Annotated in this window: 15 protein-coding genes; 9 read left to right on the plus strand and 6 right to left on the minus strand. The window is 66.6% G+C overall.

Annotated features, from left to right (window positions below; translation table 11 throughout):
* Nucleotides 1-291 precede the first annotated feature (291 nt).
* Complete coding sequence (locus C438_RS08940) at nucleotides 292-1,032, plus strand: DUF120 domain-containing protein (protein WP_004969036.1); 741 nt, start codon at nucleotides 292-294, stop codon at nucleotides 1,030-1,032.
* Complete coding sequence (gene ribB / locus C438_RS08945) at nucleotides 1,029-1,718, plus strand: 3,4-dihydroxy-2-butanone-4-phosphate synthase (RefSeq protein ID WP_004969038.1); 690 nt, start codon at nucleotides 1,029-1,031, stop codon at nucleotides 1,716-1,718. Before C438_RS08940 ends, ribB begins: the two co-directional genes overlap by 4 nt.
* Before the next feature lie 38 nt (nucleotides 1,719-1,756).
* On the opposite strand, the gene C438_RS08950 is transcribed toward ribB, so the two are convergent.
* A complete protein-coding gene (locus C438_RS08950) occupies nucleotides 1,757-2,647 on the minus strand; it encodes an NAD-dependent epimerase/dehydratase family protein (RefSeq protein ID WP_004969040.1) in 891 nt (296 codons plus the stop codon).
* A 91-nt stretch (nucleotides 2,648-2,738) separates the two neighbouring features.
* On the opposite strand from C438_RS08950, the gene C438_RS08955 reads away from it, so the two are divergent.
* On the plus strand, nucleotides 2,739-3,677 hold the full coding sequence (locus C438_RS08955; RefSeq protein ID WP_004969041.1) for a branched-chain amino acid transaminase: 939 nt from the start codon (nucleotides 2,739-2,741) through the stop codon (nucleotides 3,675-3,677).
* An 87-nt stretch (nucleotides 3,678-3,764) separates the two neighbouring features.
* Here the strand turns inward: C438_RS08955 and C438_RS08960 are convergent, their stop codons facing one another.
* Both C438_RS08960 and C438_RS08965 read right to left on the minus strand, forming a co-directional pair.
* Nucleotides 3,765-4,412: a DUF502 domain-containing protein gene (locus C438_RS08960; protein WP_004969042.1), complete on the minus strand. Its 648-nt coding sequence runs from the start codon at nucleotides 4,410-4,412 to the stop codon at nucleotides 3,765-3,767.
* Between the two features lie 81 nt (nucleotides 4,413-4,493).
* Nucleotides 4,494-5,333 carry a proline dehydrogenase family protein gene (locus tag C438_RS08965; protein ID WP_004969043.1) on the minus strand — a complete coding sequence of 280 codons (840 nt, stop codon included), beginning with the start codon at nucleotides 5,331-5,333 and terminating at the stop codon, nucleotides 4,494-4,496.
* 126 nt (nucleotides 5,334-5,459) lie between these two features.
* Here C438_RS08965 and C438_RS08970 point away from each other — a divergent pair, with 126 nt between their 5' ends.
* On the plus strand, nucleotides 5,460-6,002 hold the full coding sequence (locus tag C438_RS08970; protein ID WP_004969044.1) for a CDP-2,3-bis-(O-geranylgeranyl)-sn-glycerol synthase: 543 nt from the start codon (nucleotides 5,460-5,462) through the stop codon (nucleotides 6,000-6,002).
* A 147-nt stretch (nucleotides 6,003-6,149) separates the two neighbouring features.
* Here C438_RS08970 and C438_RS19505 read toward each other — a convergent pair whose 3' ends face one another.
* Nucleotides 6,150-6,305, minus strand: a complete 156-nt coding sequence (locus C438_RS19505; protein ID WP_160166864.1) for a hypothetical protein — start codon at nucleotides 6,303-6,305, stop codon at nucleotides 6,150-6,152.
* A 279-nt stretch (nucleotides 6,306-6,584) separates the two neighbouring features.
* Between C438_RS19505 and pyrE the strand changes: the two genes are divergently transcribed.
* The 5 genes from pyrE (at nucleotide 6,585) to C438_RS08995 (ending at nucleotide 11,347) form a co-directional block, all read left to right on the plus strand.
* Entirely contained in the window at nucleotides 6,585-7,115 is a 531-nt protein-coding gene (pyrE, locus tag C438_RS08975) for an orotate phosphoribosyltransferase (RefSeq protein ID WP_004969045.1), read from the plus strand.
* 82 nt (nucleotides 7,116-7,197) lie between these two features.
* Nucleotides 7,198-7,911, plus strand: a complete 714-nt coding sequence (locus C438_RS08980) for a phosphoribosyltransferase family protein (protein ID WP_004969046.1) — start codon at nucleotides 7,198-7,200, stop codon at nucleotides 7,909-7,911.
* Between the two features lie 186 nt (nucleotides 7,912-8,097).
* The gene (locus C438_RS08985; RefSeq protein WP_004969047.1) at nucleotides 8,098-9,510 is read left to right on the plus strand and encodes an NCS2 family permease; all 1,413 of its coding nucleotides are present in this window, start codon (nucleotides 8,098-8,100) and stop codon (nucleotides 9,508-9,510) included.
* Nucleotides 9,511-9,602: 92 nt separating this feature from the next.
* On the plus strand, nucleotides 9,603-10,991 hold the full coding sequence (locus tag C438_RS08990; RefSeq protein WP_004969048.1) for an aryl-sulfate sulfotransferase: 1,389 nt from the start codon (nucleotides 9,603-9,605) through the stop codon (nucleotides 10,989-10,991).
* A 101-nt stretch (nucleotides 10,992-11,092) separates the two neighbouring features.
* The gene (locus C438_RS08995; protein WP_004969049.1) at nucleotides 11,093-11,347 is read left to right on the plus strand and encodes a glutathione S-transferase N-terminal domain-containing protein; all 255 of its coding nucleotides are present in this window, start codon (nucleotides 11,093-11,095) and stop codon (nucleotides 11,345-11,347) included.
* A gap of 49 nt (nucleotides 11,348-11,396) precedes the next feature.
* On the opposite strand, the gene C438_RS09000 is transcribed toward C438_RS08995, so the two are convergent.
* Complete coding sequence (locus tag C438_RS09000) at nucleotides 11,397-11,780, minus strand: MmcQ/YjbR family DNA-binding protein (protein WP_004969050.1); 384 nt, start codon at nucleotides 11,778-11,780, stop codon at nucleotides 11,397-11,399.
* A 73-nt stretch (nucleotides 11,781-11,853) separates the two neighbouring features.
* Complete coding sequence (locus C438_RS09005; protein ID WP_004969051.1) at nucleotides 11,854-12,828, minus strand: transcriptional regulator; 975 nt, start codon at nucleotides 12,826-12,828, stop codon at nucleotides 11,854-11,856.
* Between the last annotated feature and the right edge of the window lie 40 nt (nucleotides 12,829-12,868).

Genomic DNA, 12,868 nt, shown 5'->3' on the forward strand with positions numbered 1-12,868 from the left:
CCAACTCGGCCCGACGCGCCCCGATTCGGTCCCGGTCTATCGTCCCCGACCGCGGACCGCTCCCCCGGCCATGAGCCGCACCCCGTCGATTTCAGCGGCTGACGCCCGCTCGTGGAATCGCGCGGTACGACCGCGCTTCCCCCGGAACGACCCCTTCTCGCCGCGGTAGACTGACCGACGGACTTACCCGTCCGCGATTGGAACTATCGCGTATCTGCGGGCCCCCGCCTCGCCACCTCACTTCTCGCCACCCATCTCATTTCTGGAATGCATTCCACTTACGATACGCTTATGGGGCGCGCGTTCGAAGCCGAGGGTATGTCAGAATCGGCAGTCGCCGCGGCGGTCGGGTACGACGAGTTGGCCACGCTCAAGCTCGTCGCGCTCGACGGCGGGCGCTCCGGCCCGGTCAAGCTCTCCTGTTCCGGCGTCGCGAATCGGCTCGACGTGTCGAACCAGACGGCCTCGCGCCGCCTCCAACGCCTCGAAGAGGCCGACTTCGTCGACCGCGAGGTCGTCGCCGACGGCCAGTGGATAACCATCACCGACGCGGGCGAGTCCGCGCTCAGACAGGAGTACGCCGACTACCGGCGCATCTTCGAGACGCCTTCCGTGGTCGTCCTCGACGGCGAGGTCACCGGGGGAATGGGCGAGGGTCGCCACTACATCTCGCTTTCGGGGTACATGAAGCAGTTCAAAGACCGACTCGGCTACGAGCCGTTCCCCGGCACGCTGAACGTCCGCCTCGGCGACGACGCGGTCCGCGCCCGCGCCGGGATGACCGCCCTCGACGCGGTCCCGATAGACGGCTGGGAGGACGACGAACGAACCTTCGGCCCGGCGACGTGCTACGCCGCCTCCGTCGCGGTCGGCGACGAGTCCTACGAGCCGGTCCACATCATCGTCCCCGAGCGGACCCACCACGACGAGTCGCAACTGGAGATAATCGCGCCCGACAAGCTCCGCGACGAACTCGACCTCGACGACGGCGACGCGGTCACGGTCCGCGTCGAGGAGGCGGCGTACGAATGAGCCGAACTGCCGAATCCACCGGCGACTTCGACGCCGTCTCGCGCGTCCTCGACGCCTTCCGCGCCGGCGAGCCGGTGCTCATCCACGACTTCGACGACCGCGAGGGCGAGACTGACCTCGTCTACCCCGCGGGTGCGGTCGGCCCCGCCGACGTGGCCCGGATGCGCAACGACGCCGGCGGCCTCGTCTGCGTCGCCCTCCCGAACGACGTCTCAGAGACCCTCGGGCTCCCGTTTATGGACGACGTGCTCGACCACCCGGCCGCGTCGTCGCACGACCTCGCGTACGACTCGCGGTCGTCGTTTTCCTTCACCGTGAACCACCGCGACTCCTTCACCGGCATCACCGACCGCGACCGCGCGGTGACCATCTCCCGACTCGCGCCCGTCGCCGAGGCCACCCGTGCCGGCGAGTACGACGCCGACGATTTCGGCGGCGAGTTCCGCGCGCCCGGCCACGTCCACCTGCTCCGCGGCGCGCCGAACCTGCTTTCGGACCGGCAGGGCCACACTGAACTCGGCCTCGCCTTGGCCGACGAGGCGGGCATCCCGCCCGCGGTCGTCGTCTGCGAGATGCTCGACGACGAGACCGGCGCGGCGCTCCCGAAGGACGCCGCCCGCGACTACGCCGACCGACACGGTTTCGCCTTCGTCGACGGCGACGGCCTCATCGACGAACTCGTCTGAGCGACCGAAGGGGTCGCCGGTCGCCCCGATTTATCTTCTCACGCGCGCCCGTCGCGCCACGACCACGTCGGCTCCCAGCCCAGCAGTCGCTCCGCCTTCTCGGTCGAGACGAGCGCCTCGTGGCCCGAAAGCGGCCCTTTGGTCTCCGCGCCGGGGTAGACCTCGCTGGCGAGCGTCGCCGACTCGACGGTCGTCGAGGTGTCGGCGGCCGCGGCCCAGAACACCTCGTGGCCCGCGAAGTCCGCTTCGAGCGCCCGGCGGACGAGCCGCGCCGCGTCCTCCCGACCCAGATACGCAAAGAGCGTGTTGCGCGCGGTGTGGAAGTGCCCGGCGTCCCGCAGTCCCGACAGCGAGCGGTCGGCCTCGGCGAACGTCTGTCTCGCCTCCTTTTCGCTCGGCATCCACGGGAACCGGAGGCTGGCGACCGCCTCCGGGGCGTCGTCGCGGCGGACGACCCCCGCGGCGGTCTGTTCGGCGACGTACTTCCCGAGGCCGTAGGGGTTCGAGGGCGTCGCGCGGTGGGTCTCGTCCACCGGGAGGAAGTCGATTCGGGCCGGGTCGGGTTCGAAGCTCCCGCCGATGGCGCTCATGCTGGAGGCGACGACCACGCGGTCGATGCCGAGCGCGGCGGCGACTTCGAGGACGACGTAGGTCGATTGGACGTTGCTCTCGAAGACGCGGTGGCCGGGGTCGTTCGTCGGCGTCGAGATGGCTCCGAGGTGGACGATGGCGTCGGCGTCGACGTCGCTGAGCGCCGCGGTGAGGTCGCCCGGGTCGAGCGCGCTCACGCGGTAGTCGTGGTCCGCGAGCGACGACTCGCTGTGCCGCGAGAGATTCGTGACGGTGTAGCCGCTCGCGCGGAGGTGGGCGACGACGGTCGGCCCGAGATTCCCGGTCCCGCCCGTGACGGCGACGGATTCGAGGCTCATACCTCGTCATGGCGGCCCGCGAACAAAACCGCCGGGGGCGGCGGTAGTCGGGTCGTCATGATTTTAGAGGGGGGCCGCCGAAGGCCACTACATGGGATTTGACGAGATGGATGTCTCGACGATCTGGATGAGTGGAGAATATACGGACTGGGAGGACGCGACGGTGCACGTCCTCACCCACGGTCTCCACTACGGAACGGGCGTCTTTGAGGGGGTCCGCGCTTACGACACCGACCGCGGCCCGGCCATCTTCCGCTGGGAGGAACACCTCGAACGGCTCTACAACTCCACGAAGCCCTACGACATGGAGATTCCGTACACGCGCGAGGAACTCACCGAGGCGACGCTGGAGGTCATCCGCCGCAACGACCTCGACGGCGGCTACATCCGCCCCATCGCCTTCTACGGCTACGACTCGCTCGGCGTCAGCCCCAAGGACAACCCGACCGAGGTCGCCATCGCGGCGTGGCCGTGGGGCACCTACCTCGGCGAGGACGCGCTCGAAAACGGCGTCGACGTGATGGTCTCGTCGTGGCGCAAGCACGCCTCCAGCCAGATTCCGACGAACGCGAAGACGACCGGGCTGTACGTGAACTCCATGCTCGCGGGCGAGGAAGCCCGCCGCAACGGTTACGTCGAGGCTATCGTCCTGAACAAGGAGGGCAACGTCGCCGAGGGCCCCGGCGAGAACATCTTCATGGTCCGCGACGGGAAGCTCTACACCCCCGGTCTCTCCCAGAGCATCCTCGACGGCATCACCCGCGACACCGTCATCACGCTCGCCCGCGAGCGCGGCTACGAGGTCGACGACAGCGCGACTATCAGCCGCGGCGAACTCAACACGGCCGACGAGCTGTTCTTCACGGGGAGCGCCGCCGAAGTGACCCCCATCCGCAAGGTCGACAACGTCGTCATCGGCGAGGGCACCCGCGGCCCGGTCACGGAGGAACTCCAGACCGCCTTCTTCGACCTCGTGGAGCGCCGCACCGACGACCACGAAGAGTGGTTCACCTACGTCGACGAGCAGTAGCCGTAGACGCCCGCGAACACGAGCGGTCTTTTTGTCGCAGTCCTTCCGCGAGCCGAGAGCGACGACCGCCGGCGCGGGGCGCGAGCCTCACTCGTCGGCGACGACCCGCCCGTCGCCGGACTCCTCGGTCACTTCGATGTCGAATTCGTCGACGCCTTCCTGTTCGGCGAACCCGGCCGAGAGGACGCGCGTGAGGGCTTCTTCGACCTTTTCACCGGTTTCTTCGATATCTTCGGGGTCGACCTCCATCACGAACCCGGTGGTGATGTTCGGCGCGGTCGGCATGAAGATAATCTCCCTCCCGTCTTTCGTCGTCTTCCCCGTCTTGAACGCGGTCATGCGGATGCCCGGCCACGTCTCCAGACGGACCGGCTTCTGGAGGTCTTCGGTGCCGGTGAGCGCGGTTTCGACCGCGAGCTTAGAAGCGTTGTAGACGATTCGGACGAGCGGGACCTTGTTCATCGCCGCGTCGATGCCCGATTCGAGCACGCGGCCGACGGTGGTCCGCATGAGATAGCCCACCGAGAGGACGAGAAGGAGAAAGATGATGATCGCAATGAAGAACCCGAGCACCTGCGATTCGGTGGTCGGCTCCTGCCCCGGCTCTAACAGGACCGTCGAAACGAACGGTAACTGTGTGATGCCATTGTAAAATATCGAAAATATGTAGATGATGACGATGAGCGGGACGAGGACCACGAGGCCGCTGGCGAAATCGCGTCTCCACGAGGACATTGATATCGGGTATGTGAACCCGCGGACATAAGGGGATTTCTAGTGGGGGACGAGAGCCACGCGCCGCGTTCCGGCGCTCGCTCAGACGCCGACGACGGCGCGGAGCGCGAACAGGGCGTTTTCCTTGCGCTCGCGGACCCGTCGGTAGAAGTAGGAGAACCACTTGTCGCCGTAGGGCGCGTACTGCCACACCTCGACGCCGTCGGCGGCGAGTTCGCGCTGGGCGTCCTCGCGCACGCCCATGAGCATCTGCACCTCGTAGTCGCGGTCGTACTCCGCGCCGAGGTCCCGGGCGTAGGCTATCATCTCGGGGTCGTGGCTCCCGACGGCGATGCCGCCGTCGTACTCCCGGAACAGGTACGCCAGAAGCTCCTTGTACGCCTCGTTGACCGCCGATTTCTGCTTGTGGGCGACCGCGGCGGGCTCGTCGTACGCACCCTTGACGAGGCGAATCTTCCCCGGCACGTCGGCGAGGCGTTCGAGGTCGTCTGGCGTGCGCTTGAGGTTCGCCTGCACGCACAGCCCCATCCCGCCGTCGAACTCGCGGGCGAGCTCCTCGAAGGCGTCGAGGGTCACGTCGGTCGTCTCGTGGTCCTCCATGTCGCACCACAGGAAGACCCCGTGTTCGTCGGCCGCCTCAGCGATGCGCCGGTAGTTCTCCTCGAACACGCGGTCGCCCGCGTCGAGGCCGATTTGCGAGGGCTTGACCGACACGCAGGCGTCGATGCCGGTCGAGGCGATGTCCTCGACGAGCCGGACGTACGCCGCCGCGTCCTCGTCCGCGGGGGCGCGCTCGTCGTAGTGCTCCCCGAGGAGGTTGAGGATGACCGCCACGCCGTCGTCGTTCATCCGTCGGGCGTGGTCGAGCGCTCCCGCCGCGGACTCTCCGGCGACGAACCTGCTCGCGATGGGCGGAATCATAATGAACGATTGCGACCGTCAGCTATTGAGGGTTATCATCGATTCGGACGCGAAATCGAACGACTCCGGCGCTTCGAGCGGCGACGAACCGTCGGAACTTACATTCCTCGCCGCGGACGGGTCGGTATGGTCGTCTCTCTCGTCGCCACCGCCTTCTGGGCGATGTTGCCCGCGTACGTGCCGAACAACGCCGCCGTCCTCGCGGGCGGCGGTCGCCCCATCGACGGGGGGCGCACGTGGGGCGGCCGGCGCGTCCTCGGGGACGGAAAGACGTGGCGCGGCACCGCCGCCGGGACGCTGGCCGGGACGCTCCTCGCCGTCGTCCTCAACGCCGTCGGGCCCGCGGTCTCGGGCGCGCTCGGCGTCGCGCTCCCGACGTTCCCGCTCGCCGCCGGGTTCGGTCTCGCGCTCGGCGCGATGCTCGGCGACATCGGCGCGTCGTTCGTCAAGCGCCGGTCGGGCCGCGAGCGCGGGGCCGCCTTCCCCGGACTCGACCAACTCGACTTCGTCGTCGGCGCGCTCGCGCTCGCGTTCGTCGCCGCCCCCGGCTGGTTCGCGGCGACGTTCACCCTGCCCGTGCTCGCGGTCGTGCTCGTGATGACGCCCGTGCTTCACGTCGTCACCAACGTCGGCGCGTACCTGCTGGGGCTGAAAAACGAGCCCTGGTGACCCACTTTTTTCTGCGTCGGGGTCGCCTCCGGTGACCCGCTCCTTGAGAAACCTGAAGGAAAAAAGGCCGCGAGACTCGGCCTTCGGCCTCGCTCGCGGTACAGTAACAGAACGATTGCTGAACCGGTTCAACCGGACCTCGCCACGTCAGTTCTCCACGAAATGTCGAATATCGCCGGCAACGTCTCCTTCCTGTTCCTCAGGAACTCCTGCAAACCAGCTAAGCACCCGGTCTTCCTGTTTCTGTGTCTTCTCAATAACTACATCATCAGATACTGAAACACGAAAGACCACGTTGTGCATCGTGGTGCGTCCGTCGTCCGCGTCCGCGGATTGAAACTCGATACAGCGGACGAACTCAACCTTCTCTAAGACGACTGAGGTATCGAGAAGTGACTCGGTTTCCCGTCGAGCCACAGCCAGCCAGTCTTTGCCGTGTTCCGCAGGTGGTCCGGGTCGGAGAACGAATTCATCTCTTCTCTCACAGGTAGGATGATATATCTCTCGGGTACGGCCGACTATTTGTGCCGCTCACCCCGAACCAACCCGCTTAAGCGCCTCCCTGAACCCTCTCGAAACAAGATGGCGAACACAGCACTCATCGAGGCGCTCCGAGCCGCCGACGCGGTCCAGTTCGGCGAGTTCGAGCTCTCTCACGGCGGCACGTCGAGCTACTACGTGGACAAGTACCTCTTCGAGACCGACCCCCGGTGTCTGAAGCTCATCGCCGAGGCGTTCGCGGAGCGCGTCGCGGACGACGACAAACTGGCCGGCGTCGCGCTCGGCGCGGTCCCGCTCGTGGCCGCGACCGCGGTCGAGACGAACAAGCCGTACGTCATCGCCCGGAAGAAGGCGAAGGAGTACGGCACGGCCAAGCGAATCGAAGGCGCACTGGAGGAGGGCGAGGAGGTCGTCGTCCTCGAAGACATCGCGACGACGGGCCAGAGCGCCGTCGACGCCGTGGAGGCGCTCCGCGAGGCGGGCGCGGTCGTCGACCGCGTCATCGTCGTCGTGGACCGACAGGAGGGCGCGGCGGAACTGCTGGCCGACCACGACATCGAACTGGAGTCGCTTCTCACCGCCGAGGACCTGTTGGCTGACGCCGACCGCTAATACGCCAATACACGCTTGTGACTAATTCACTCGGAATCGGTAATCGAAGTATTCATTTTTGTGCAAGTACGAAGGCGGAGGCATGAACAGAGCAGAGAAGGCCGCACTCCAGTTACAGGCTGTCTCCGTGCTCCGGATGCTCAAAGAGACCCGGACGTACGACGAGCTGGCCGAACTCACGGGACTGCCGGCCGGCGACCTCAACCGCTACGTCAACGGGCACGTCCTGCCCGGGGTCGAACGCGCCCGCGAGGTCGTCGAGGGCGTCGGCCGCGACGCGCTCGCCGACGAACTCGAAGCCCGCGTCCGATTCGACGACGAGGGCTACGTCGACAACTCCGGCGTCGTCTTCGACCAGTCGTTCCTCGACCTCGTCGCGCCCGTCGCGGCGAACACGCTGAACCTCGAACGGCCCGACGTGATTCTGACCGCGGCGACAGACGGCATCACCCTCGGCGCGGCGATGGCGAGCTACTTCGGCGCGCGCCTCGCGTACGCGAAGAAGTCGAAAGAGACCGCAGTCGAGGACTTCATCGAATCCCGTCAGCGCCTCGCGTCCGGCATCGAACTCACCTACTACCTCCCCGCCAGCGCCATCGACGACGGCGAGCGCGTCCTCGTCGTGGACGACCTCATCCGCTCGGGCGAGACCCAGGAACTCCTCTTGGACATCGCCTTGCAGGCCGACGCCGACATCGCCGGCGTCTTCGCGCTCATCGCCGTCGGCGACGAGGGGACGAACCGCGCCCGCGAACTCACCGACGCGCCGGTCGGCGCGCTGAGCAGTTTCGACTGACGCCTCGCGACCGCGCCGATACACTGTTCTGAACTACTTAGTTCGATTACACGTGGTGTGAAAATGGGCACTTCTGTGCCGTTCGTTCACGCCGAACGAGTCGTTTAACCCACGTTTGTGGGTAAATTTCTTCGTCAGGATGGTAATGCTTATGTGTGGAATCATGGGTATGCTTAGTCGTGCATCATGGGGCTCTCTGAAACCCTCGCAAACTACTTCGACGTGCATAAACACGGGTCCACGGTCAGGACCGAGATTCTCGCGGGCTTGACGACGTTCCTCACGATGTCGTACATCGTGGTCGTCAACCCCTCGCTTCTCACAGACCAACCGTACATCGAGGGCGTCGACGGCATCGCCATCGCCGGCTACACGCCGGGTGAGGTCCAGTCGATGCTCGCCGTCGTCACCATCCTCGCGGCCGCCATCGCGACCACGGTGATGGCGTTCTACGCCAATCGGCCCTTCGCGCAAGCGCCGGGGCTCGGTCTGAACGCCTTCTTCGCGTTCACCGTCGTCGGCGCGCTGGGCGTCCCGTGGCAGACGGCGCTCGCGGCCGTCTTCGTCGAGGGTATCATCTTCATCGCGCTCACCGCCGTCGGCGCGCGCGAAGCCATCATCAAAGTGTTCCCCGAACCGGTCAAGATGGCCGTCGGGACCGGTATCGGGCTGTTCTTAGCGATTATCGGGTTGCAGGCGATGGGCATCGTCGTCGACGACACCGCGACGCTCGTCACGATGGGGAACCTCGCGTCGAACCCCATCGCCATCGTCTCCATCGTCGGCCTGTTCTTCACGTTCGCCCTCTACGCGGCGAACGTCCCCGGCTCTATCATCATCGGCATCATCGGCACGTCGGTTCTCGGCTGGGGTCTCACCGCCTCGGGCCTCGTCTCGGCTGAGGCCGGCCTCGTCGCCGGTTCCTCGGCGGCGACCTACGACATCACGCCGCTGGCCGGCGCGTTCATCTCCGGCTTCGGCAACGTCGAGGCGTTCAGCTTCGCCCTCATCGTCATCACGTTCTTCTTCGTCGACTTCTTCGACACCGCCGGCACGCTCGTCGGCGTCGGTCAGGCCGGGGGCTTCCTCGACGAGGACGGCGACCTCCCCGACATCGACAAGCCGCTCATGGCCGACGCGGTCGGCACCACCGCGGGCGCGATGCTCGGCACCTCGACGGTCACGACGTACATCGAGTCCGCCACCGGCGTCGAGGAGGGCGGGCGCACGGGCCTCACCGCGCTCGTCGTCGCACTCCTCTTTCTCGCGTCGCTCGCAATCGTCCCGCTCGCGACGGCCATCCCGCAGTACGCCTCCCACATCGCGCTCGTCGTCATCGGCGTCGTCATGCTCCGCAACGTCGTCGACATCGAGTGGGACGACCTGACCTTTACCATCCCCGCCGGCATGACCATCCTCGTCATGCCGTTCACGTACTCCATCGCCTACGGCATCGCGGCGGGCATCGTCTCGTACCCGCTCGTGAAGGTCGCCGCCGGCGAGTACGACGAGGTCAGCGCCGGCCAGTGGGCGCTCGCCGTCGCGTTCGTTCTCTACTTCGTCGTCCGCACCTCGGGGATGTTGCAAGCGCAGGTCTAATCACGTTCGACGACCCTCTCGCCGTACTGATTTTCTCACGGCCCGACGGGATTCATAAAGTATTGGACAGACGCGGTTCTAAGTCACTCCGTATGAACGTGCCTACCGACCGGCTCGCCCTCCGGGGAGCCGTGTTTCTCCTCATCATCGGCCTTCTCGCGCCCTCTGCGGTCTCCGCGTTGACGTACGACCCCTCCCAGCAGACGAGCCTCGAACCCGGGACCGTCACCAGCCCCGCCAACGGCTCGACGCTGGTGAGCGTCCAAGGCTACACCTTCCAGGGCAACACGAACCCGAAGAAGCCCGCTCGGGTCGTCTCGGTCGGCGAGCGCGGGAGCCTCCAGTGGACGTACGACGACTCGTCCAACGGGAACGCGTGGTTCTTCGACGTCGACCCGCTTCCGAACGGGAACCTGCTGGTCTCGTCGCCCCGCGGGACCGACACCGTCGTCTTCGAACTCGACCCGGACACCCGCGAACGGGTCTGGGAACAGCGGTTCGACATGGAAGACACCCACGACGTCGACGCCTTCGGCGAGGACGAACTCCTCATCGCCAACATGCGCGAGTGGAACGACTCCGCCGGCGTCAGCGAGGACCGAATCGTCGTGTACAACCGGACCACCGACGAAATCACGTGGGAGTGGTACTTCAAGAACCACTTCCCCGCCGACACCGACGGCGGCTACAACGCCGACTGGAGCCACGTCAACGACGTGGACTACATCGGCGACGGTCGGCTCCTGTTGTCGCCGCGGAACTTCGACCAGGCCATCGTCGTCGACATGGAGTCGAAAGAAATCGTCGAGCGGCTCGGCACCGACGACGACCACGACGTGCTCAACGAACAGCACAACCCCGACTGGTTGGTCAGCGAGAACGGCACGCCGACCGTGCTCGTCGCCGACAGCGGGAACAACCGCGTCGTCGAGTACGCGAAAGAAGACGGCGAGTGGGTCCGAACGTGGTCCGTCGGGTCGAACACGCTCAGTTGGCCGCGCGACGCCGACCGACTCCCCAACGGGAACACGCTCGTCGTCGACACGCTCAACCACCGCGTGATTGAAATCACGCCGACCGGCGAGGTCGTCTGGGAGTACTACGCGACGTGGGGACCGTACGACGCCGAGCGCGTCGCCCACGGCGACGAGTCCTCCGGGCCGACGATTCGGGACCTCAACGCCAGCGGGTCGTACCCAATCACGGGGAGCGCGAACCTCACCGCGGGCGGAAACGAGAGCGTCGGCTTCGTCGCGCGGGTCGAATCGACGTTCGCCGGGACGCCGCTCGAAGCGCCGATGAGCGGGCTTTCGACCCGACTGTCGCACGTCCTCCCGTGGCTCCGCCCGGTCTGGATGACGCCGTGGGACCTCTTTTCGGCGGCGTGCGCCGTCGGCGTCGGTCTCACCGCGACCGGCGGCGAACTCTATCTGATGCGCCGGCGGCTCCTCGACGCGCTCCGCGGGCTGTTCGAGTCGTAGAGTCGTAACCGCCCGCGACCCGCGGCGCTCCCGTCGGGGTCGTGTGGCGCGATTGCATAAGACCATGGCACTCATTAGCCGCGGCTCCATACCTCGGCGTGATGTCCGACCTCATCCTCTACGAACTGCAAGGCTGTCCGTACTGCGCGAAGGTGAAAGACAAACTCGCCGAACTCGACCTCGAATACGAGTCGCAGATGGTCCCCAGCGCCCACGCCGAGCGCACGGAGGTCGAAGCGGTAAGCGGCCAGACCGGCGTCCCCGTCCTCGTCGACGAGGAACACGGCATCGAGGGGATGGCCGAGAGCGACGATATCGTCGACTACCTCGAAGAGACCTACGGCTCGGCGGCGTAATCCCGTCCGCTCTGTCCGGCCCGTCCCGCGGTGAGCGTCACGCTCCCGCCTACCGTTCTCGTTTTCGACCGAGAGCCGCCTCGTAGCTCGCGCGGAGCGCCGCCGAGAGTTCGGCGACCCGACTCGGTTCGATATCGACGGTCGTCCACGACCCGACGACGCGACCGTTCGCCTCGAACGGCAGGACGCGGTGGCGCTCCGCAACCGCGGCTCGCGACGCGGCCGGAAGCGAGGTAAACGAGAGCCCCTGTTCCGAGACGACGGCGAAGAGCGTCCCGTTCGCCCGGAACGACGGACAGCCGAAAAGCACCGTCCGCTCGACCGCCGGCCACGCGGCGGCCTCGCGCCACACCGCGGCCGCCAGCGTCTCGACGGCGGCCCGCGACGCTTCGCTCGCCCCACCGTCCCCGTTCGGCCCCCGCGCGTTCGACATAGCAACTGCTACGCTGGCAACGACGATAACGATAGTCACAACGCCGCACGAGAGCCGGTCGCGACCCCTGCGGTTAGCTCTCTGCGGGGTCGCGGGTTCGCTCGCGAATCAGGTCGCGAATCTCGTCTGGGTCGTCGATGGCGGCGAGTTCCTCACAGCTGACGATGCCGGTGCCGTCGACCGACTCGCGCTTCTGCTGTTCCTCGACGAAGTACACCGAGCGGGTCCGCGTGATTTCGCCGAGCGACGACATGATTTGGGCGCGCTTTTCGGCGCTTCGGGTAAAGGGCGAGTGTCCGGTGAGGACGTTCGTCTCCTTTCTGCGCCCGGCGTCCTCGCTGACGGCCTTGAACGGCGCGCGGGCGGTCGGGTGGACGGTGAAGCCGGCGCGCGTCAGCACTGACAGGACGTGTTCGTCGTCGGGGTCCACGTCGGGGTCGTCGGGCGTCGGCTCGGCGTCGCGCACGTCCTCCGCGCCCGTGAGCACGTCGACCGGGTTCGAGAAGGGGCGGTCGAACAGCTCTTCGAGGTGAATCGCCACCTCGATGCTCGCGTTCATGCCGTTTTCGTACTTCGAGACGGTGCGCCGCGAGACGCCGAGTTCGGTCGCGAGCTGTCCGAGGCTCCAGCCGCGTTCTTGCCGCTCTTCGGCGAGTATGTCGCCGTCGAGGCTCACGTACAGCCCGCCGGGGGCGGCGTAGATGAGCGGGGGAACCTCCTCGACGAACAGGTCCATGGCGGTGTCGGGGTTCAACACCGGCACGCCGTGGCGGAAGTAGACGACGCCGGGTTTGAGGTCCTCGTCTCGGGTCCGAAGCCCGACGACCAACGGCGTGGCGTCGAGGTACGAGCCGAGGCGCCGCATCTCGGAGCCGGTGACGCCGTCGAACGCGTCGATGTTCCCCAGTATTTTGAGGAGCAACAGGTCCTCGCCCCTCCGAGCGGCGAGGTCGAAGCTCTTCGGCCGGATGGCGATGCGGTCGCTCACGACGAAGCCCGCGTCTTGGAGCATCGCGGCGACATTACCAACCAGCGCTGACCGGGACATAGGGGGCAATAAGCGATTCGGCCCATAAAGCGTTTTCCCC

The sequence above is a fragment of the Haloferax denitrificans ATCC 35960 genome (genome assembly GCF_000337795.1).
GTDB lineage: Archaea > Halobacteriota > Halobacteria > Halobacteriales > Haloferacaceae > Haloferax > Haloferax denitrificans.